Source organism: Lactobacillus fornicalis (assembly GCF_055362665.1).
This window is the reverse complement of record NZ_JBLTIM010000005.1, coordinates 154123-176376: the sequence shown is the minus strand read 5'-3', so window position 1 is coordinate 176376 and position 22254 is coordinate 154123. Positions and strand designations below refer to the sequence as shown.

General features: G+C 34.2%; 16 protein-coding genes, 1 pseudogene and 1 other annotated feature. All 17 genes and pseudogenes read left to right on the top strand.

Annotated elements, in window-relative coordinates:
• Positions 1–101 precede the first annotated feature (101 nt).
• The 17 genes and pseudogenes from ACNDLV_RS01890 to adhE all read left to right on the top strand — a co-directional run bounded on the left by ACNDLV_RS01890 (position 102) and on the right by adhE (position 22209).
• Complete coding sequence (locus tag ACNDLV_RS01890) at positions 102–1268, top strand: glycosyltransferase family 4 protein (protein WP_006586443.1); 1167 nt, start codon at positions 102–104, stop codon at positions 1266–1268.
• Positions 1261–2307 carry a glycosyltransferase family 4 protein gene (locus tag ACNDLV_RS01885; protein ID WP_006587148.1) on the top strand — a complete coding sequence of 349 codons (1047 nt, stop codon included), beginning with the start codon at positions 1261–1263 and terminating at the stop codon, positions 2305–2307. The genes ACNDLV_RS01890 and ACNDLV_RS01885 overlap by 8 nt, the downstream gene beginning before the upstream one ends.
• A complete protein-coding gene (locus ACNDLV_RS01880; protein WP_006586445.1) occupies positions 2304–3305 on the top strand; it encodes a lysylphosphatidylglycerol synthase transmembrane domain-containing protein in 1002 nt (333 codons plus the stop codon). Before ACNDLV_RS01885 ends, ACNDLV_RS01880 begins: the two co-directional genes overlap by 4 nt.
• Before the next feature lie 100 nt (positions 3306–3405).
• Positions 3406–5481: an LTA synthase family protein gene (locus ACNDLV_RS01875; protein ID WP_006586446.1), complete on the top strand. Its 2076-nt coding sequence runs from the start codon at positions 3406–3408 to the stop codon at positions 5479–5481.
• Between the two features lie 96 nt (positions 5482–5577).
• Positions 5578–6885 carry a UDP-N-acetylmuramate--L-alanine ligase gene (murC, locus tag ACNDLV_RS01870; RefSeq protein ID WP_006586447.1) on the top strand — a complete coding sequence of 436 codons (1308 nt, stop codon included), beginning with the start codon at positions 5578–5580 and terminating at the stop codon, positions 6883–6885.
• A gap of 103 nt (positions 6886–6988) precedes the next feature.
• Positions 6989–9646, top strand: coding sequence for a DNA polymerase I (gene polA / locus ACNDLV_RS01865; protein WP_006586448.1), 2658 nt, complete (start codon positions 6989–6991; stop codon positions 9644–9646).
• A gap of 12 nt (positions 9647–9658) precedes the next feature.
• Positions 9659–10486 carry a DNA-formamidopyrimidine glycosylase gene (gene mutM, locus ACNDLV_RS01860; RefSeq protein WP_006586449.1) on the top strand — a complete coding sequence of 276 codons (828 nt, stop codon included), beginning with the start codon at positions 9659–9661 and terminating at the stop codon, positions 10484–10486.
• Entirely contained in the window at positions 10486–11100 is a 615-nt protein-coding gene (gene coaE, locus ACNDLV_RS01855; RefSeq protein ID WP_006587149.1) for a dephospho-CoA kinase, read from the top strand. Before mutM ends, coaE begins: the two co-directional genes overlap by 1 nt.
• Positions 11078–11545, top strand: a complete 468-nt coding sequence (gene nrdR / locus ACNDLV_RS01850; protein WP_006586451.1) for a transcriptional regulator NrdR — start codon at positions 11078–11080, stop codon at positions 11543–11545. The genes coaE and nrdR overlap by 23 nt, the downstream gene beginning before the upstream one ends.
• Before the next feature lie 16 nt (positions 11546–11561).
• Positions 11562–12905: a DnaD domain protein gene (locus tag ACNDLV_RS01845; protein ID WP_006586452.1), complete on the top strand. Its 1344-nt coding sequence runs from the start codon at positions 11562–11564 to the stop codon at positions 12903–12905.
• A gap of 3 nt (positions 12906–12908) precedes the next feature.
• Entirely contained in the window at positions 12909–13823 is a 915-nt protein-coding gene (dnaI, locus tag ACNDLV_RS01840; protein WP_006586453.1) for a primosomal protein DnaI, read from the top strand.
• A 24-nt stretch (positions 13824–13847) separates the two neighbouring features.
• Positions 13848–15803: a M13 family metallopeptidase gene (locus ACNDLV_RS01835; RefSeq protein WP_006586454.1), complete on the top strand. Its 1956-nt coding sequence runs from the start codon at positions 13848–13850 to the stop codon at positions 15801–15803.
• Positions 15804–16092: 289 nt separating this feature from the next.
• The gene (thrS, locus tag ACNDLV_RS01830) at positions 16093–18024 is read left to right on the top strand and encodes a threonine--tRNA ligase (protein ID WP_006587150.1); all 1932 of its coding nucleotides are present in this window, start codon (positions 16093–16095) and stop codon (positions 18022–18024) included.
• Positions 18025–18090: 66 nt separating this feature from the next.
• Positions 18091–18209: a sequence feature (ribosomal protein L20 leader region), on the top strand.
• Between the two features lie 25 nt (positions 18210–18234).
• Positions 18235–18762, top strand: coding sequence for a translation initiation factor IF-3 (gene infC, locus ACNDLV_RS01825; protein WP_080545369.1), 528 nt, complete (start codon positions 18235–18237; stop codon positions 18760–18762).
• A gap of 26 nt (positions 18763–18788) precedes the next feature.
• On the top strand, positions 18789–18989 hold the full coding sequence (gene rpmI, locus ACNDLV_RS01820) for a 50S ribosomal protein L35 (RefSeq protein ID WP_006584434.1): 201 nt from the start codon (positions 18789–18791) through the stop codon (positions 18987–18989).
• Between the two features lie 43 nt (positions 18990–19032).
• On the top strand, positions 19033–19389 hold the full coding sequence (rplT, locus tag ACNDLV_RS01815) for a 50S ribosomal protein L20 (protein WP_006584435.1): 357 nt from the start codon (positions 19033–19035) through the stop codon (positions 19387–19389).
• 290 nt (positions 19390–19679) lie between these two features.
• Positions 19680–22209, top strand: a pseudogene (adhE, locus tag ACNDLV_RS01810) (bifunctional acetaldehyde-CoA/alcohol dehydrogenase).
• The last annotated feature ends 45 nt before the right edge of the window (positions 22210–22254 follow it).

Here is a 22254-nt window from a genome sequence, read left to right as displayed (position 1 = left end):
ATGTTTATAGAAAGCTCATGGATTTATTCATGAGCTTTTTTGTTGCTCAAATTGCAAGCTGTACAAGTTATCTCTATAATAGTAATCATGGAGGTTTTTTTATGAACATTGGGTTATATACAGATACTTACTTTCCACAAATTAGTGGTGTTGCTACATCGATTCAAACTCTTAAAAGAGCTTTGGAAAAGCAAGGACACAATGTTTTTATCTTTACAACTACTGATCCTCATGTTGGTAAAGGGGTTGTAGAACCAAATGTATTCCGTTTTTCTAGTGTCCCTTTTATTTCCTTTACTGATCGCAGAATTGCTTTTAGGGGCCTTTTTGAAGCTACTAGAGTTGCCAAGGAAGTTCAGCTTGACATTGTTCATACACAAACTGAATTTTCTATGGGCTTAATTGGAAAATATGTCGCACATCAGCTAAATATTCCTGCAATTCATACTTACCACACAATGTATGAAGATTATTTACATTATGTCCTCAATGGTAATTTATTGCGTCCCGTGCATGTTAAGCAATTTACTAAAGCTTATTTAAAAAACATGGATGGAGTTGTTGCACCTAGTAAACGTGTTGAAAATTTATTGGAACGTTATGGTGTTCAGGTTCCGATAGAAGTAATTCCAACTGGAGTTGATATAGAGGCCATGAATGGTGATCAACAAAGGGACGTACGTCCAGAATTGGGAATTGATTCTGATGATTTAGTTATTTTGACTCTTAGCAGAATTGCAGCTGAAAAAAAGATTGATAGAATTCTTGATTTGATGCCAGAATTGATAGGACAATTTCCAAATTTGAAATTAGTAATTGCTGGTGATGGGCCAGATGTTGATTTATTGAAGAATCAAGTAGAACGTTTGTCGGTTGAAGATTATGTGATTTTTACCGGTGATGTTCCTCATGAAGATGTAGGTAATTTTTATCGAATGGCTGATTTATTTGTTTCTGCAAGTGATACTGAAACTCAAGGGTTAACTTATATTGAAGCTTTAGCTGCTGGAACTAAAAGTGTGGTTTTTGACACGGATTATACGGAAAATGTTTTTGACGATATTGAATTTGGACAAGTATTTAATAGTCAAAAAGAAATGAAAGAAGCAATTATTTCTTACTTAAAGCAAGGTAAGCAGCCTATTAATCCAAGTAAATTAAAAACTAAGTTGGAAAATATATCAGCAGCTCATTTTGGTAAAGAAGTAATTGGATTTTATCAAGCTGCAATTGATACCCATTCAAACAAAGAGGTAAATGATGATTAGAATTAACATGTTTTCCCAAGCAGACTCAGTTAAAGGTCAAGGTGTAGGTAGTGCATATCAAGAACTAATTAATCTGATGAGAACGAGATTAGTAGATGATTTTTATATGACGATTAATAAATATGGTCAAAGTGATTTGACTCATTATCATACAATTAATCCTACATATTTTATTAATAGCTTTTCCCCTGCAAGAGGAAGAAAAATAGGCTATGTGCATTTTTTACCTGAAACCTTAGAAGGGTCGATAAAACTGCCCCAACCGGCTAAGAAGGCATTTTATGATTATGTAATTAATTTTTATAAGCGTATGGATCAAATTGTGGTAGTTAATCCAATATTTATTGATAAGTTGGTTGCTCATGGTCTTGATCGCAATAAAATAAAATATATTCCTAATTTTGTATCTAAGGAAGAATTTTATACTAAATCTACAGTTGAAAAAAATGCTTTTCGTAATCAATTAGGCATACCATTAGACAAATTTGTCATTTTTGGTGATGGACAAGTTCAAGAACGAAAAGGTGTAGATGATTTTGCAAAGTTAGCAGAGGCTAATCCAGACATTCAATTTATATGGGCTGGTGGTTTCTCTTTTGGAAAAATCACTGATGGATATGATCATTATCGGAATTTAGTAGAAAATCCTCCTAAGAATTTAATTTTTACTGGAATTGTAAAACGTGAAGAACTAGTTAATTATTTAAATATTGCTGATTTGTTTTTGTTACCTTCATTTGATGAATTATTTCCAATGTCTGTTTTAGAAGCATTTTCTTGCGGTACACCTGTATTGCTTAGAAATTTAGACTTATATAAAGCAATTATTGATGGCTATTATATGTATGGTGATGATTTTACTACTTTAAATGAGCAAATTAGAACGATTAAGGCTAATCCAGATTTATTGAAGAAATATGCTTCATTATCTTTAAAGGCAAGTGAAAAGTATTCTGAAGAACATTTAGCTGAGATTTGGCGGAATTTCTACCTCGAACAATATGAACTTGGGGTAAAGCTAGGACAAATTCATTTATGAGAAGAAATTATTTCTTTGGTTTTATAGCTGTTTTAGTAATAAGCTTTCTTGTATTATATTGGGATTTAAGTCAAACAAATTTCAATGCCTTACTTGCATCAAGTAAAAATATAAATTATGGCTTCATTATATTGATTCTTTTAGTGATTTTATGTACGTACTTTTGTGAAGCAGCAATTTTATTTGTCTTATCTGGAAAGCAAAAATTTATAGATTTGCTTCATTTCTATCGTGTACCTTTGATTCAAGCCTTATTTAATGCAATTACGCCAATGGCAACTGGTGGTCAGCCTGCTCAACTAATTGCATTAAAACAAATGAAAATAGAATTTGGGCCTGCAAGTTCGCTTTTACTGATGAAATTTATAATTTATCAATTGGTGGTGTTTTTTGCCTATATTTGGGCCTTTCTTACTGGGCATCAATTGTTAGGAGAAATGAAGCATTTTAATATAATTATTGTGATTAGTTTCTTGATTCATATGAGTACAATTATCTTCCTGCTTTTTGGAATGTTTGCAAGAAACCTTTTAAAAAAGATAGGAGCTTTTATTTTTAAATTAGGTATTCGTTTTATATCTGCAGAAAAAGTAGCAAATTTTCAAACTGCTTTTGATCAACAAGTTGATGAATATTATTGTGAAAGTCAAAGACTGTTTCAGCATAAAAAAAGATTAATAATTAGTTTTATATTGACATGTATTCAATTGACTTTATTTTATAGTGTGCCATTTTTAACAATAAAAGCATTAAATCTATCTGGAAGTTGGCTTGAACTAGTGCAGCTAAACATTTTGGTTGTGTTATTTATGGCGATTGTCCCAATACCAGGTGCAAGTGGTGGAGCAGAGCTGGGATTTCAGGCCTTATTCAAATTCTTTGTAAAGAATAATGCTCAATTAGTTATGGGAATGTTTATTTGGCGATTTGCAACATACTTCTTTGGTATGCTTTTAGGAGTAATAGCGTGGCTAATTAGGCCTAAGAAAGAAAATTAGGGGTTAATTTTTTGTTAAATGCCAGAAGTAGATAATATAGAAGTGTATTTAAGTAGTATTATCATAAGAGTTGATAATTAAAGATTGAGAGGAAAATTGGATGTTTCGTGCCAAAAAAATTGCCGATTGGCTCTTTCATACCAAGTTGGGTTATTTCTCAGTTGTCCTGACTTTATTTTGGATTAAAACATATTTAATCTACATAACTAAGTTTAGTCTTGGCGCTACTGGGTCTATGCAAAATTTCTTGCTATTACTTAATCCAATTCCCGCAGGGATGTTATTGTTAGGAATTGGACTCTTTTTTAAAGGGCGAAAATCATATTGGATTATTTGGATTATTGATTTTATTATGAGTTTTTGGCTTTTTGCCAATATTTTATATTATCGTGAATTTTCAAATTTTTTATCATTTGCGATAATGTCAACTTCCGGATCAACTTCTGATAATTTAGGAAAAAGTATAGCTGGAATTACTAAGGCTACTGACTTTTTAGCGTTTTTAGATTTAGTAATTATTTTAGCGCTTATATTATTTAAAGTATTTAAAATCGATGTTCGCCCATTAAAGCTAAAAGTTACTAGCTTAATTGAACTTTTAGCTCTGAGTTTAATGGCTCTAAATTTATTTATGGCTCAAAAGGATCGTTCAGGGTTATTAACTAGAACTTTTGACAATAATTATATTGTTAAATATTTAGGGATGAATGAATATGCATTATATGATGGTGTAAAAACTGCTCAAAATAATGCTGAGATGGCTAAGGCGAATGCATCGGATTTAAAATCAGTTCAAGCTTATCTACAAAAACATCAAGTAACACCTAATGCTAGTTATACAGGGGTTGCAAAGGGTAAAAATGTTTTAATTATTCACTTAGAGAGTTTTCAACAATTTTTGATTGACTATAAGTGGAAAGGTAAAGAGGTAACTCCTAACTTAAATAAGTTATATCACCAAAGTGATACCTTGAGTTTTGATAATTTCTTTAACCAAGTTGGTCAAGGTAAAACCTCTGATGCTGAATTAATGTTAGAGAATTCTTTATATGGACTTTCATCTGGTTCTGCAATGTCTAGTTATGGTACAGCAAATACTTTTGAAGCAGCTCCAGCTATTTTGGGACAAGACGGATATACAACAGCCGTTATGCATGGGGGAGAAGGTTCATTTTGGAATCGGAATAACGCATATAAGCAATTCGGTTATCAATATTTCATGCCACTATCTTATTATGTAAATAAGAAGAGTTATTATATTGGTTATGGATTAAAAGATAAAATTTTCTTCAGTCAATCTATTAAATATATTGAACGTTTGCCACAACCATTTTATTTGAAGATGATTACGGTAACTAACCACTATCCTTATGAACTAGATAAGAAGAATCAATCAATTAGTAAAACTGATACAGGAGATTCTACAGTTGATGGCTATGTACAAACTGCCCATTATTTAGATCAAGCCATTGGTGAGTTAATGTCTTATTTAAAGAAGACTGGTCTGGAAAAGAATACAATGATTGTTCTGTATGGCGACCACTATGGTATTTCAGGAAACCACCACAAGGCAATGGCTCAATTGCTTGATAAGAAGGGTTATAATGATTTTGATAATTTGCAACAACAACGTGTTCCGTTAATGATTCATATGCCGGGGTTAAAAGGTGGTATCAACCACACTTATGGTGGTGAAATTGATGTTTTACCAACTATTATGAACTTGCTAGGATATAACGATACGAATACTATTCAATTTGGACATGATTTATTAGCTACTAATCGTGAACAATTAGTTGTCCAACGTAATGGTGATTTTGTAACGCCAAAGTATAGTAAAGTTACTGGAACATATTATTATACTAAGACTGGGAAGAAAGTTAAAAATCCTTCTAAAAAGGTAAAAGAAGAGCTAGCATCATTATCAAATCAGGTCACAACTCAATTATCACTCTCTGATCGTGTGATTCGAGGAAACTTATTGCGTTTTTACCACCCATCATGGTTTAAACCAGTAAATGCTAAAGACTACAACTATCAAAAGAAAATTGCCTTGAAGAACTTATATGCAGAAGATAAAAAGAAAAAATCTAGTCTATGGTATCAAAATGGTAAAAAGACTACTCAAAGTGACTTTACAACTGATGCACCGGAGTTAAAAAAGAGCAGTAATTAAAAAATATAAGTAAAGAGTCTATTTTTAGGCTCTTTTTTCTTCAAAAAATGTTATGATGAAAAAGATTAAATTGAAAAATAGTATTGGAGTATAAAAATGCTAGATAAAACAAAACAATATTGGTTCATTGGAATTAAAGGTACAGGTATGGCTTCATTAGCCTTAATTATGCACGATTTAGGTTTTAATGTTGCTGGTAGTGATATTGACATGGAAACTTTCACACAGAAGCCACTTGAAGATAAAGGAATTGTGATTAAGAGTTTTAATAGAGATAATATCACCCCTGCACAAGTTATCGTTAAAGGAAATGCTTTTAAAGAAGAAAATCCGGAAGTTGCAGCTGCTTTAGAAATGAAAGTGCCAATGCATTCATATCCAGATACAGTTGAAGAAATTATTCAACAATACACAAGTATTGGTATTAGCGGTGCTCACGGTAAGACTTCAACTACTGCACTTTTATCACATGTTTTAACTGAAGCTGCTCCAACTTCATATTTAATTGGTGACGGTGAAGGTCGTGGTGTTAAAGATTCACGCTTTTTTGTTTATGAAGCTGACGAATACCGACGTCACTTTTTGGCATATCACCCAGATTATCAAATTATGACAAATATTGACTTTGACCATCCAGATTATTTCAAGGATATTAATGATACCCAAAGTGCATTTCAATCTGCAGCTGACCAAACTAAAAAGGCACTTTTTGTTTGGGGCGATGATCCTCGTTTGCAAAAAATTGAAACAAAAATTCCTAAGTATACTTATGGCTTCAAGGATAGTGACGATTTTCAAGCTTATAATGTCAAAAAGTCAACTGATGGAACAAGTTTTAGTGTAAAGGCTCATGGCAAAGAAATTGGTGAATTTAAGACCCATTTATTTGGTGACCATAATATCATGAACTCTCTTGCCGTAATTGGAGTTGCATTAACTGAAGAAGTTCCAATGGAAGATATTCAAAAAGGCCTGTTAACTTATGGTGGAGCAAAACGTCGTTTTAGCGAAAAAGACTTTGGTGATATTACAGTAATTGATGATTATGCTCACCATCCAACTGAAATGAAAGCAACTATCCAAGCTGCTAAACAAAAATTCCCAGATAAAAAGTTAGTAGTTGTATTTCAACCTCATACTTATTCGAGAACTAAAGAATTTGCCAGTGAATTCATCGAAATACTTCGTGGAGTTGATAAAGCTTATATTACCCCAATTTTTGGCTCAGCTCGTGAAAAGAGTGGCGATATTTCAAGTGAAGATTTAACAAGTCAAATTCCAGGTAGTGAGGTAATAGATATTGCCAATATCGCAGATTTAACAAAGAATCGTAATTCTGTAGTGGTATTTATGGGTGCTGGCGATATTGAAAAATATGAAGATGCTTTTGAAAAGTTAATTTAAGTTGAAAGCTAAGAGCCAAAAAGCTCTTAGCTTTTTTACTTGCTTGTAAACTGTTAAAATAAATATTTGTAATAATAGCTGTCTATTAAGAAGGAGAAAAATAATGGCAAATAAGAAATTACTTTTGATTGATGGAAATTCAGTTGCATTTAGGGCTTTTTATGCTCTCTATCGACAACTAGATCGTTTCCAAAATCCTGAAGGCTTGCACACTAATGCCATTTATGCCTTCAAAAATATGCTGGATGTTATTGTAAAGCAGGAAAATCCTAGCCATGTTTTAGTAGCGTTTGATGCAGGAAAAGTAACTTTCAGAACTAAACTATATTCTGACTATAAAGGTGGTCGTCAGAAAACACCTAGTGAGTTATTAGAACAAATTCCTTATATAAAAGAAATGCTTAAAGATCTTGGAATTAAATCTTATGAGCTAGCTAATTATGAAGCTGATGATATTATTGGAACTTATTCTAAAATGGGTGAAGATGCAGGCTATCAAGTTGCTGTCGTTTCTGGAGATAAAGATTTGACACAACTAGCCAGTGATTTAACTACGGTGTATGTTACTAAATCAGGTGTAAGTGAACTTGAAGCATTTACACCTGAACATATGAAAGAAGTTAATGGGGTAACACCAACTGAATTTATTGATATGAAAGCATTGATGGGTGATAATTCAGATAATTATCCTGGAGTTACTAAGGTGGGCCCAAAAACAGCTTCTAATTTAATTCAACAATATGGCTCGGTTGAAAATATTTATAAGCATATTGACGAAATGAAAAAATCAAAGCTAAAAGAAAATTTAATTAATGATAAAGATAAGGCTTTTTTAGCTAAAACTCTTGCTACCATTGATCGGACTTCACCAGTTGAACTTAAACTTGATGACTTGAAGAAGCAAGAAACTAATACAGTTGAATTGCGTAAGTTTTATGAACAAATGAACTTTAGACGCTTTTTGGCGGAACTCAATAGTTCTGATAATGAAATTGGGGAAGCAAGTGATAAAAAAGTTGATTATATAGTTTTAAATGAAAAAAACTTAGATAAGCTTCCCAAGGATGGATCAGAAGTTAGTTTTTATTTAGGGATGTTTGGTGAAAATTATCACTTGGCAGATTTTGTTGGTTTTAGTTTGAAAATGGGCGATAATATCTATGTTTCAAATGATGTATCACTATTGACTAAGCAGCCTTTGTTAAGCTTATTAGAAGATCAAGCTATTGCTAAAAATGTTTTTGACTTAAAAAGAACAATGGTTGGTTTATATCGGTTAGGAATTAAAAGTCATAATATGAATTATGACATGTTATTGGCATCATATTTGGTAAATAATGAAAATAATTCAAATGATTTAGGAGAAATTTGCCAATTATACAATTATTATGATTTACAACCGGATATTGACATTTATGGAAAAGGGAAAAAAGCTGCAATACCAGAGGAAACAGTCTTTTTCAATCATTTAGCAGGAAAAGTTTTAGCAATCGAAGTATTAAAACCAACTTTATTAAAGAAATTGACTGAACATGAGCAGGATGATTTGTATGAAACAATTGAAATGCCAGTTGCTAACGTGTTAGCTAAAATGGAAATTACCGGATTAAAGACTGATGCTAGTACATTAGTTCAATTAGGAAATGATTTTGCTCAGCGTCTTACAGAACTTGAAGCAGATATTTATCTTGAAGCTGGAGAAAGATTTAATATCAATTCTCCTAAGCAACTAGGCCAAATTCTATTTGAAAAATTAGGGCTTCCTCCAATTAAGAAAACTAAGACAGGTTATTCAACATCTGTTGAGGTTTTAGAACAATTGAAAGAGCAATCTCCAATTGTACAAAAAGTATTGGATTATCGACAAATTGCCAAAATTCAGTCAACTTATGTGAAAGGCTTGCTTGATGTGATTCAACCAGATGGTAGAGTACATACGCGTTATCAGCAGACTCTAACCGCAACTGGTCGACTTTCATCAGTAGATCCTAATTTACAAAATATTCCTGTACGTTTAGAAGAAGGTAAAAAAATCCGCAAAGCATTTGTTCCATCAAATTCTGATGGTTATATCTTTTCTTGTGACTATTCACAAGTTGAATTACGAGTTTTAGCTCATGTTTCTGGTGATGAAAATATGCAAGAAGCCTTTAAGACAGGCTATGATATTCATGCTCATACTGCAATGAAAATTTTCCATTTGGATTCACCAAACGAAGTGACACCTAATATGCGTAGACACGCTAAGGCGGTTAACTTTGGAATTGTCTATGGTATCAGTGATTATGGGTTATCTAAGAATCTAGGTATTAGTAGAAAACAAGCCAAAGAGTTTATTGATAATTATTTTGAACAATATCCAAAGATCAAAGATTATATGGACAAAGAAATTAATTTTGCACGTGAAAATGGCTATGTTGAAACTATAATGCACCGCCGTCGTTATTTACCAGATATTCATGCTAAGAATTTCAATGTTCGCTCTTTCGCTGAAAGGACGGCTATTAATTCACCTATTCAAGGTGGAGCAGCTGACATTATAAAAATAGCAATGATTAATATGCAAAAGAAACTAGATGAATTACATCTTAAAACTAAAATGTTGATTCAAGTTCATGATGAATTAATCTTTGACGTTCCAGCTGATGAATTAGAAACTATAAAGAAAGTCGTTCCAGAAGTAATGCAAAATGCAGTTCAATTAGACGTACCACTTGTTGCAGATTCTAATTGGGGTCATGACTGGTATGAAGCAAAGTAAAGGAGCATTAGTATGCCTGAAATGCCAGAAGTTGAAATTGTTCGTAAAACATTAAACGAGATAGTTTTAGGTAAAATAATTAAAGAGGTCAAGGTATGGTATCCCAATATAATCATAGGTGATAGTGAATCTTTTTCTGATCAATTGAAAGAAAAGCAAATTATAAAAATTGATCGCTATGCCAAGTTTTTACTTTTTAGACTAAGCGATAATTTAACAATCGTTTCCCATTTAAGAATGGAGGGAAAATATCGCTTAGCTAGCCCGCAAGACGCAAAAGATAAACATGATCATGTGGAATTTATTTTTACTGATGGAACAAGTTTGCGTTATAACGATGTAAGAAAATTCGGACGTATGCAATTAATTAGGACGGGAACTGAAAAAGAAAAAACTGGCATAAAGAAGTTGGGACCAGAGGCTTTAAGTGATGATTTTACTTTGAGTTATTTCAAGCAAGCATTGAAAAATAAAAAGAAAAATATCAAAGCTACTTTACTTGACCAAGATGTAGTATCTGGCTTAGGAAATATCTATGTAGATGAAACTTTATGGCTGAGTGAGATTTACCCTGAACGGCCAGCTAATTCTTTGGCTGATAATGAAATAAAGAAGCTATATTTGGCTATTAACCAGGTTATTTCCCAGGCAATAAAAGAGCGAGGAACAACTGTCCATACGTTTTTAGATGCAGAAGGGCAAACCGGTGGTTATCAAAAATATTTAAAAGTGTATGGGCGCGCTGGTGAAAAATGCTTTAGATGTGGAAATGTTTTGCAAAAGACAAAAGTAGCAGGTCGAGGAACAACTTTTTGTCCCAAGTGCCAAGAGGTGAAATGATGACTTTTTATTTAGCCGTAACGGGTGGTATTGCATCAGGTAAATCGACAGCAGATAGCTATTTCAAAGATCAAGGCTTGCCAATTATTGATAGTGATGAAATAGCTCATAATTTACTTGAAAAAGACACTGAAGTTACAAATCGAATTGCTCAAAGCTTTGGAAAAGAATGTTTGCTTTCAAATGGTGGGGTTAATAGAAAAAAACTTGGAAAGATAGTTTTCAATGATTCAGAAAAATTGGCATTGTTAAATCAGATTACACATCCAGCGATTCTAGCCGAAATTGAAAAAAAGAAAGCTGTCATTAAATCTGGGATATGTATAGTTGATGTCCCTTTGCTCTTTGAAAGTAATCAACAAAAATATTATGATGCCAGCTTATTAATATATGTTCCCGAGAAGGTTCAATTAGAACGTTTGATGAGAAGAAACAAATTAAGTAAAGAAGAAGCAATGTCTAGAATTAAGAGTCAGATGTCTACAAGTAAGAAATTAAAATTAGCCACCTATAGCGTTGCAAATACTGGTACAATAGAATTATTACAAGATAAGCTCAGTAAAATTTTACAAGAGGTAAAGGAGAAAGAAGATGCAATGTCCAAATTGTCATAAAAATGCTTCTAAAGTTATTGATTCTCGTCCAACTGATGAAGGAAGAACAATTAGAAGGCGTAGAGAATGTGAAAATTGTGGATATCGTTTTACAACATTTGAACGCGTTGAGCAAACGCCTCTATTGGTTATAAAAAATGATGGTACGCGTGAACCTTTTGATAGAGAAAAGATTTTACGAGGTGTTGCTGCTGCTGCGCAGAAGCGTCCAGTTACTAGTGAACAATTAGATAAGTTAGTTGATCATGTTGAAAATGAAATCAGAAAACAAGGTGTTAGTGAGATTTCATCTAAAGAAATCGGTGAATTGGTAATGAATGAATTGGTAAATGTAGATGATGTTGCCTACATTCGCTTTGCAAGTATTTATCGTCAATTCCAAGATATATCTGGTTTCATGAAAACAATGAAAGATATCATGGATAAACATGAACACTCAAATTAAAAACGAAGTGAGATAGATGTATAAAAACGCTGATCCCAGATTAACGTATTTTGTTTTAAATAAAGTTGATTTAGCAAGAAAACAAGAACAAGTATTGACCCGTTTATATCAACCATTAATTGGGCCAATTGCCTTGTCATTATATTTAACTTTGATTAATGATTACCAGCACGTTCCAATTAAAAGCCAAGGAAAAAAGTTGTATCAACTACAAGAAATATTGGATATAAAGTTAGAAGATATCTTTAATAGCTTACATAAATTAGAAGCAACTGGCCTAGTTAAAACCTTTCATGGCGAGATGCTAGGAGTAGGCGATTATTTGGCATTTCAGCTAGTTGATGTGCCAGAAGCAAGTGAGTTTTTTAAAACTCTTTTGTTGAGTAGCTTATTGCTTGAAAAAGTAGGAACCACAAGTTTTCAAAACTTGAATAAAGAATTTAATCCTACTTTACCTGGCTTTATTAAAGAGGGAAAAGACGTTTCTGCTGACTTCTTTGATGTTTTTCATCTATCAGCAGAAAAAGCTATTAATCCTGATGAACAAGTCTTAAATGCTGCAAATTTAGCAGATCAAAAAGCGACTAATCTAGTGAGAGCTAAGATGAGTCCAATTGATTGGAATTTTGTAAAAGATCTTTTTAGTAAATATGGTATTTCAGCAGATGAAGTTGATAGTCATGCTGGGCAAATGGCTCAATTAATGCATTTTTATGGACTTTCTGAACAAGATTTTGTTAATCAAGTTGCCACTACTATTGTTGCAGGGCAAGATCAGTTGAATATAAAGCAAATGCAATATCGCTTAAATGAATTAGCGACTCAAAATCAAAGTCAAAAGCAAATAGCTCAAGCATTTAAACGTGGTGATGTAAAAAATAATTCATCAGTTGATTTGAATCAAAGTGAACGTGAATTGTTGGAGATGGCCAAAAGTTTAACACCTCTAAAATTTTTAGAAACTTTGAAATTACAAAAGGGTGGCTTTGTTACATATAATGAGCGTAATGTTATTCGCCGTCTGCAACTTAATTATAATTTGCCTGATGCATGGGTTAATATTTTAATTAAAACATGCCTAGATTATGATTCAGTTCTATCTGATAACATTACTGGGCGTATCGCTAATTCTTGGCTTCAACATCAAGTTACTACTCCTGAAGCTGCTCTTGAATTCACCCGTGAATGGCAGAAGCGAAAAGTAACTAAAACTCGCAAAAAGAGAGTTGAGCAAGGAACTGATTGGAAGAAAAAACTTGCCCAAGATAAGATTAATAAAGAAGCTAGTGTAGGTTCTGCTGATGAGCAAGATTTATCTGAGATAATGAAAAATCTGCAGAAGTTTGATCCAAAGGATTAGGTTATGGAAAAAATTAATGATTTACTGGGTAGTACATTTACTCAGAATAGTAAAGATAGAAAGATTGATAGCAAAGCTTTGATTAATGAAGCTTTGCAAGATTCAGAAGTACAGGCTTTTATTAACCAAAATCATGTTCCTAAGGAAGTTGTTCTTTCAAGTTTAAACAATATTTTTCAATTTCATCAACAAAAAGAGGCAGCTAAGAATGGATCTAATCCAATCCCTGGCTATTTGCCTAAGCTGATTTTGCATGGTTCTACAATTGATTTGGCTTATGCCCCAACGAAGGAAAAAAGCAAAGACTTGATAAAGCAGAAGGCAAATCAGCATTTAGAGTTAATAGATGTTCCCAAAAGATATCGACACGTTAAAAGTACAGATATTATTCCAAATGATGATCGTAGAGAGGCTATTACAGCAATCAGTAATTTTTTAATGGACATTCAAAATCAGGATTACAGTCAAGGGCTTTATTTACAAGGAGATTTTGGCGTAGGCAAGACCTTTTTACTTGCCTGGCTTGCACGTGCCTTAGCTGAAATGGGGAAAAAAGTTATCTTTCTTCACACCCCAAGCTTTTTTGCTAATTTGAGCACTCATATTAAAGAGCAGAATCTCGATGAAGAAGTTGCGCGAATTAGTAAAACTGACATTTTGATTCTTGATGATATTGGTGCAGAATCTTTGTCACAGTGGTCAAGAGATGATGTATTAGGCGTTATTTTGCAATATCGAATGGATAACTTATTGCCAACTTTCTTTAGCTCTAATTTAACATTTGATGATCTTGAAAAGCATTTTGAAGAAACTCGAAATAATATTGAGCCCATAAAAGCCAAGCGGTTGATGCAGCGCATTAAGTTTTTAGGTAAAGAAGTAGATGTTGGCGGTAAGAATCTTCGCTTAGACCAATAAAGTTAGAGCAGGAGGTATGATAATATGAAAAATATTTTGCAAGTTCGTGGAGGAGCTGGCGATTTAACTAAAGCGGATGTAAATGTTAGCCCTAAAGATAATTTATATTTGGCTGTTAATTCAGCATGGCAAAAAGATGCTGTGATTCCTGCTGATCGAACTGAAATTGGTGTTAATACTGAAATCGACATGCGAATTGAAAAGCGGATGAAAGATGATTTAGCTGCCTTATTAGCTGGTAAAGAAGATGTTAACAGTGTGCCAAATTTGGCTAAAGCAGTGGATTTTTATAAGCTAGCTTTGAATATTGATCAAAGAAATGCTGAAAAGACTGCACCAATTCAGGCCGATTTACATGAGTTACTTGCTTTAAAGGATTTTTCTGATTTTAATACCCTGGCTGCAAGCAATCTAAACCAAATTCTTAATTCAGCAGTAATTTTACCATTCGCTTTTGAAGTGGATGCGGATATGAAAAATACCCAAAAGCATGCCCTATATTTTGCTGGACCAGGTACTTTCTTACCAGATACAAGTTCATATCAGGCTCCTGATGCTGAAAAGTTATTGCAAATTTTGGCTAAGCAGACGCAACACTTATTGGAATTAGCTGGAGTTGAAACAGCTGAAGCTGAAGTAATAATCAAGTCAGGTCTTATTTTTGATCAAAAACTAGCCAAAGTTGTTAAATCAAGCGAAGAGTGGTCTGATTATCCAGCTTGTTATAATCCAATTAGTTTGGCTGAATTTTTGATCAAATTTAAGTCATTTGCAATTAAAACTTATCTTGAAACTCTCTTTGATAAGTTACCTGAGCGTGTAATTGTCATGGAACCGCGTTATTTAGATAAAATCGAAGCTTTATTTAACCCTGATAATTTTGATCAAATTAAGGGTTGGATGCTGATGAAGTTTATTAATAATAGCGCTAAATTATTGTCACAAGAAATGCGCGAAGCAGCCTTTCCATTTCGTCAAGCTGTTAGTGGCGTTGCAGAATTACCTCCAGTTCAAAGACAGGCCTATTACTTAACCAATGACTTTTTCGATGAAGTTTTAGGGGTATTTTATGGTCAAAAATATTTAGGACAAGCTGCTAAAGCTGACATCACTCAAATGATTAAGCAGATGATTAAGGTTTATGAAAGTCGAATTGCTAATAATACTTGGTTGTCGCAAGCTACTAAAGATAAAGCAATTGTAAAATTGAATGCTTTGGTCTTAAAAATTGGATATCCAGAAAAGTTAGAAGCAATTTATGATCAATTAAAAGTTGAGCCTACAGTTAGTCTGTATGAAAACCAAAAAGTTTGTTCAGTTATTCGGGCAAAATATAATTTGTCAAAATTATTTAAACCTGTAAACCGAAATGTATGGCTCATGCCTGGAAATATGAATAATGCTTGTTATGATCCACAAAGAAATGATATTACTTTCCCAGCTGGAATTTTGCAAGCTCCATTTTATGATTTAAAGCAAAGCCGGGCTGCTAATTATGGTGGTATTGGTGCAACTATTGCTCATGAAATTTCACATGCTTTTGACAATAATGGTGCTCAATTTGATGAAAATGGTAATTTGAATAATTGGTGGACTAAGCAAGATTTTGATGAGTTTGAAAAACGCACTCAAGCGGCAGTGGACTTATATGATGGAGTGCAATATGGACCAAGCAAGTTGAATGGCAAACAAATTGTTGCTGAGAATATTGCTGATTTAGGTGGGTTAACTTGTGCAATTCAAGCTAATAAACTTGAAGGTGGCAATATGAAAGACCTATTTGAAAATTATGCTCGCTCTTGGGCTCAAATTCAAAGACCAGCAGCTATTAAAACAGAAGTTAGTGTTGATGTCCATGCTCCTCAACCTACTAGAGTTAATATACCTGTCCAATGCCAAAAGGAATTTTATGAAACTTATCAGGTAGGTCCCACTGATGGTATGTGGTTAGATCCTGAAAAAAGAGTAGAAATTTGGTAATAAGAAAATTAAGTAAAATACTTGCAACAAATTTTGGACGGGGTATAATTCTTGTTAGATAAAAGATATGATGTCAATCGCTTCAGAGAGAGGAGCCTTGTTCTGGAAGCTCCCATTAGGTTGACACCCCGACTTTTTTCTTGAACATGTTAATTAACTTGGTTGAATCCCATTATCGATTTAAGAGTGTATGTTTTTTGGCATACAGAAAATGGGTGGAACCACGATGATATTCGTCCCAGTGCGCTAGTTGCGTGCTGGGGCTTTTTTATTTCCTGGAGGTTACATGATGAGTTTTTCAATTACTTTACCTGACGGTTCAAAGAAGAATTTTGATCAAGCCGTTTCAGTATTAGATTTAGCAAAAGGCATTTCTACTTCACTTGGTAAAGCTGCTGTAGCAGCAAAAGTTGACGGTGAAGTAAAGCCAGTTAACTTTATGCTTGAAAAAGATAGCGAAGTAGCAATTTTAACTGATAAAGACGAAGCAGGATTAGCAGTATTGCGTGATACTGTTGCATTTTTACTTGAAGCAGCTGCTCAAGCTAAGTACCCTGAACTTCGTTTAGGTGAACATGAAGCTAATGAAGATGGTTTCTTTGTTGATACTGATAAAGAAGACCAAATCAAGATTACTGAATTGCCAGAACTTGAAAAAGCAATTGTTAAATTAATTAAGAATGGTCAAGCAATTGAACCAGTAATGGTTAAAAAGAGCGAACTTGAAGCCGAATTTAAGAATGATCCATTTAAGATGGAACTTCTTAAGAGCGAAGGTGATGAAGTTGCAGCCTTTAAAATGGGTGACTTCGTTGACTTTGGTTTTAAGGCTTTATTACCAAACTCAGGTAAGGTTAAGCACTTCAAGTTGTTATCAGTAGCAGGTGCTTACTGGCAAGGTAAGAGCTCAAACCCAATGCTTCAAAGATTATTTGGTACTGCATTCTTCAAGGAAACAGATCTTGAAGCAGATCTTAAGCGTCGTGCTGAAATTAAAGAACGCGACCACAGAACTATCGGCCGTGATCTTGACCTCTTCTTTGTAGATCCTAAGGTTGGTGCAGGTCTTCCTTACTGGATGCCAAAGGGTGCTACTATTCGTCGTGTAATTGAACGCTACATCATTGACAAGGAATTAGCCGATGGTTACCAACACGTTTATACTCCAGTTTTGATGAATCTTGATGCTTACAAGACTTCAGGCCACTGGGCACACTACCGTGAAGACATGTTCCCACCAATGGACATGGGTGATGGTGAAATGCTTGAATTGCGTCCAATGAACTGCCCAAGTCACATTCAAGTTTACAAGCACCACATTCGTTCATACCGTGAATTGCCAATCAGAATTGCAGAACTTGGTATGATGCACCGTTATGAAAAATCAGGTGCTTTGTCAGGTCTTCAACGTGTTCGTGAAATGACTTTGAACGATGGTCACACTTTCGTAGCTTTGGAACAAGTTCAAGAAGAATTTGCTAAGATTTTGAAGTTAATCATGGATGTATACAAGGACTTTGATATTACTGATTACTACTTCAGATTGTCATACCGTGATCCTAAGAACACCGATAAATACTTCGCAAATGACGAAATGTGGGAAAGAAGCCAAAAGATGCTTAAAGGTGCTATGGATGATTTAGGCCTTGACTACGTTGAAGCTGAAGGTGAAGCAGCATTCTACGGTCCTAAGCTTGATATCCAAACTAAGACTGCTTTGGGTAATGATGAAACTATGTCAACTATCCAACTTGACTTCATGCTTCCAGAAAGATTTGACTTGTCATACGTTGGTCAAGATGGTGAAGAACACCGTCCAGTTATGATTCACCGTGGTATTGTTGGTACTATGGAAAGATTCATTGCTTACTTAACTGAAATCTACAAGGGTGCCTTCCCAACTTGGCTTGCTCCTGAACAAGTTGAAATTATTCCTGTTAACTTGGATGCTCACGGTGAATACGCTAAGAAGGTTCGTGATGAATTACTTAAGCACGGCTTTAGAGCAGAAGTTGACTTCAGAAATGAAAAGATGGGTTACAAGATTCGTGAATCTCAAACTCAAAAAGTTCCTTACACTTTAGTATTAGGTGACGATGAAATGAACAGCAATGCAGTTAACGTTCGTCCTTATGGTACTGAAAAACAAGAATCTATGAGCTTAGATAAATTTATTGATGAATTACAAGCAGATGTAGATTCATACTCAAGAGAAAAGTAATCAATATCTGAAATCAATTTATACCTTGACTGGTATTATGAAATAACGTATAATGTTTAACTAGTTGAGAACAAGAAGAAGCTCCCGCTTCTCGCCTAAGTTAAAGATCAAACCTCTAGGCTAATCGATAATTTCTGTTGATTAAAGGCGGGTTGTTTTGTCCACACCCGCTTTTTTCTTGTCCTCAAATTAACATGGAGGTGAATCGTTATACCACGGAATTTAATTTTAAACGAAAGTATTCGTGCACGCGAAGTTCGTTTGATTGGCGAAGATGGTGAACAAGTTGGTGTCGTTTCAAAGAACGAAGCCTTAAACCAAGCAGCCGATGCAGATTTAGATTTAGTACTTATTTCTCCAAATGCTAAGCCACCTGTGGCTCGTATTATGGATTATGGTAAGTATCGCTTCGAACAACAAAAGAAGCTTAAAGAATCACGTAAGAAGTCAAAGACTGTCAGTGTTAAGGAAATCCGTTTAAGTCCAACTATTGAAGGTAATGACTTCGACACTAAGTTGAACCATGTTCGAAAGTTCTTAAGCAAGGAAGGCGCTAAAGTACGCGTTTCTATTCGCTTTAGAGGTCGAGCAATCACTCACACTGAATTAGGACTTAAAGTATTAGAGAAGATGGCAGATGCAACTAAAGATATTGCAAATGTTACTGCTAAGCCAAAGATGGAAGGCAGAAGTATGTTCTTAATGCTTGCTCCTAAGAGTGAAAAGGATAAGAAGTAAAAAACTGTTAATTGGAGGAAATAAACATGCCTAAACAAAAAACACACCGCGCTTCAGCAAAGCGTTTCAAGAGAACTGGTAATGGTGGTTTAAAGCGTCATCACGCATTTACTGGTCACCGTTTCCACGGTAAGACTAAGAAGCAACGTCGTCATTTGAGAAAAGCTGCAATGGTTTCACGCAGTGACTTAAAGCGCATCAAGCAAATGCTTTCCCAAATGCGTTAATAACATTTTAGAAATACAGATAGCGAATTAGGAGGAATTTCAGATGCCAAGAGTTAAAGGTGGTACTGTTACACGTAAACGTCGTAAGAAAGTTTTAAAGCTTGCCAAGGGTTACCGTGGTTCTAAGCACTTGCAATTTAAAGCTGCAAGCACTCAATTATTTGTTTCATACAAGTATGCATTCCGTGACCGTCGTAAGCGTAAGAGTGAATTCAGAAAGTTATGGATTGCTCGTATTAATGCAGCAGCTCGTCAAAATGACCTTTCATACAGCAAGTTAATGCATGGTTTGAAGGTTGCTGGTGTTGATATCAACCGTAAGATGTTAGCTGATATTGCTTACAACGATGAAAAGACTTTTGCTGAATTAGCTGCAACTGCTAAGAAAGCTTTAAACTAAGATTTCATTTAATGAGACCAAGATTAAATTCTTGGTCTTTTTTTGTTTCAGCGTTTGTGATTTATTTAACTAATTTATTTTATATGATAGCGCTTACTATAATATGCATCTAAAGTTCGAATTAATCAGGTGATATAGTGAAAAAATAACAATTAAAAAAACTATTTACAAGGTGTTTTGGATGGATCTATACTTTTCTTGATAAATAATTCACAAAGTTGGAGGCATGAATCGTGGTACTATCAAAAAAATCTGAGTCACAAGTAAATAATAAAACTTCAGTGGAATCAATGATAAACAAATACATTAAAAAGGCTCATCAGGCCTTGGAAATAATGGCAACATTTGATCAAGAAAGAGTTAATAAGATTTGTGAAGCAGTTGCAATTGCTGGAGAACAAAATAATTATGCCTTAGCAAAAATGGCTGTTGAAGAAACAGGTCGAGGAGTTGTAGAAGACAAGGCAATAAAAAATATGTTTGCCACTGAGAACATTTGGAATTCATTACGACATGAAAAAACGGTTGGCGTTATTAGTGAGGATAAGGAACGAGAATTAATAAAAATAGCAGAACCGGTTGGGGTTATTGCTGGAGTAACACCTGTTACCAATCCAACATCGACTGTACTTTTTAAAAGTTTAATTGCATTGAAAACAAGAAATACAATTATTTTTGGTTTTCATCCGCAAGCTCAGAATTGCTGTGTGAAAACTGCCGAAATTATTCGCAAGGCTGCAGTTAATGCTGGTGCTCCAGAAGATTGTATTCAATGGATTGAAAAGCCAAGTATTGAAGCAACAAATACTTTAATGAATCATCCAGATGTGCAGCTAATTTTGGCAACAGGTGGTCCTGCAATGGTTAAAGCAGCATATTCTTCTGGAAAGCCGGCATTGGAGTAGGTCCTGGTAATGGGCCTGCTTATATTGAAGAAACAGCTGATATTAAAAGAGCTGTATATGATATAGTTTTATCTAAAACTTTTGATAATGGTATGGTTTGCGCGTCAGAAAATAGTGTTGTCGTGGATAGTAGTATTTATGATCAAGTAAAAAAAGAATTTGCAGCGTGGAATTGCTACTTCCTCAAAAAGAATGAAATTAAGCCTTTTACAGAGAAATTTATTGATCCAAAACGTGGAACAGTAGCTGGTCCGATTGCTGGTAAAAGTGCATATCAGATTGCTAAACTCTGTGGGTTAGAAGTACCTGAGAATACCAAGGTATTAATAGCAGAATATAAGGGAGTAGGGAAAAAATATCCATTATCAGCAGAAAAATTGTCGCCAGTATTTACTTTGTACAAAGCTAAGGATCATGAAGATGCATTAAAGATTTGTGCTGAACTGCTGAATTATGGGGGTCGTGGACATACTGCTGGAATTCATACTAATTAATTAAAGAATTTTCAATGAAAATGTCTGCATGTCGAATTTTGGTAAATACTCCAGCTGCTTTAGGTGGTGTTGGTGATTTATACAATAATTTGTTACCTTCATTAACTTTAGGAACAGGAACTTATGGAGCTAATGCCCTTTCTCATAATGTATCAGCTAGTGATTTACTTAATATAAAGACAGTGGCAATGAGACGAGATAATATGCAGTGGGTTAAGGTTCCAAAAAAGACATATTTTGAACATAATGCAGCTAATTATTTACGACACATGCCAGATGTTAATCGCTTCTTTATTGTTACAGATCAAACTGTTGCTAATGAATTTGGAAATAGAATTACAGATATTCTTGCAAATCGATTAGGAGAAAAAAGTTATGAAATCTTTCAAGCGGTAAATCCTGATCCCGATAGTGATGTAATTTTTGACGGAGTTCATAGGATGAAAATCTTTAATCCTGATGTAATCATTGCTTTAGGCGGAGGTAGTGTTATGGATGCTGCCAAAGCAATGAGACTGTTTTATGAAAATCCTGATATGACTTTTGAAGATAGTTATCAAAAATTCTTGGATATTCGTAAGCGAACAGTGCGGTTCCCTAAAGATAATAAAGTAAAGCTAGTCTGCATACCAACCACTTCAGGTTCAGGTTCGGAAGTTTCACCGTTTGCCATTATTAAAGATGCTAAGACCGGAATTAAACACCCACTTTGTGACTATTCATTGAATCCAGATGTAGCTATTGTGGACGATCAATTTGTTCAGAATTTACCTGAAAATTTAGTGGCTGCAGCAGGTTTTGAGGCTTTGGCACATGCCATTGAGTCCTACGTTTCAACAATGGCAACTGATTTTACCCGTGGTTGGTCAATGGAAGCAATTAACTTGATTTTTGAAAACCTTGAACAGTCATATAAGGGCGACTTAGTTGCTCGCAATCGGATGCATAATGCTGCTACCCTTGCAGGGATGGCTTATGGCAATGCCTTTTTAGGAATTGGTCATTCAATTGCGCATTGCTTATCTTCACACTTTAATTTACCAAGTGGAGTTAGCGATATTTTGGTTATGCCAGAAGTTATTCGTTTTAATGCAAAAAGACCTAACAAATTAGCTATGTGGCCTCATTATGCTACTTATCGAGCAGATAAAGATTATGTCAAAATTGCTCAAAGTCTTGGAATCAAAGGTACTAATGATGCTGAATTTATTGATGGATTGTGTCAAAAAATTATTGATTTAGCTCACAGTTTAGATATCAGTTTGAGTTTAAAAGATTATGGTATTAGTAAAAGTGAGTCTGAACAGCATTTAAGTGAAATTGCTGTTGAAGCATATGGTGATCAAAATACTGTAACCAATCCTTCAGCAATGTTAATTGGTGAAATTAAAGATTTACTGTTAAAAATTTATCAAGCTTAGTTGCAGAAAATAAAGTCCTATTCTCAATTGTTGAGGAGAGGGCTT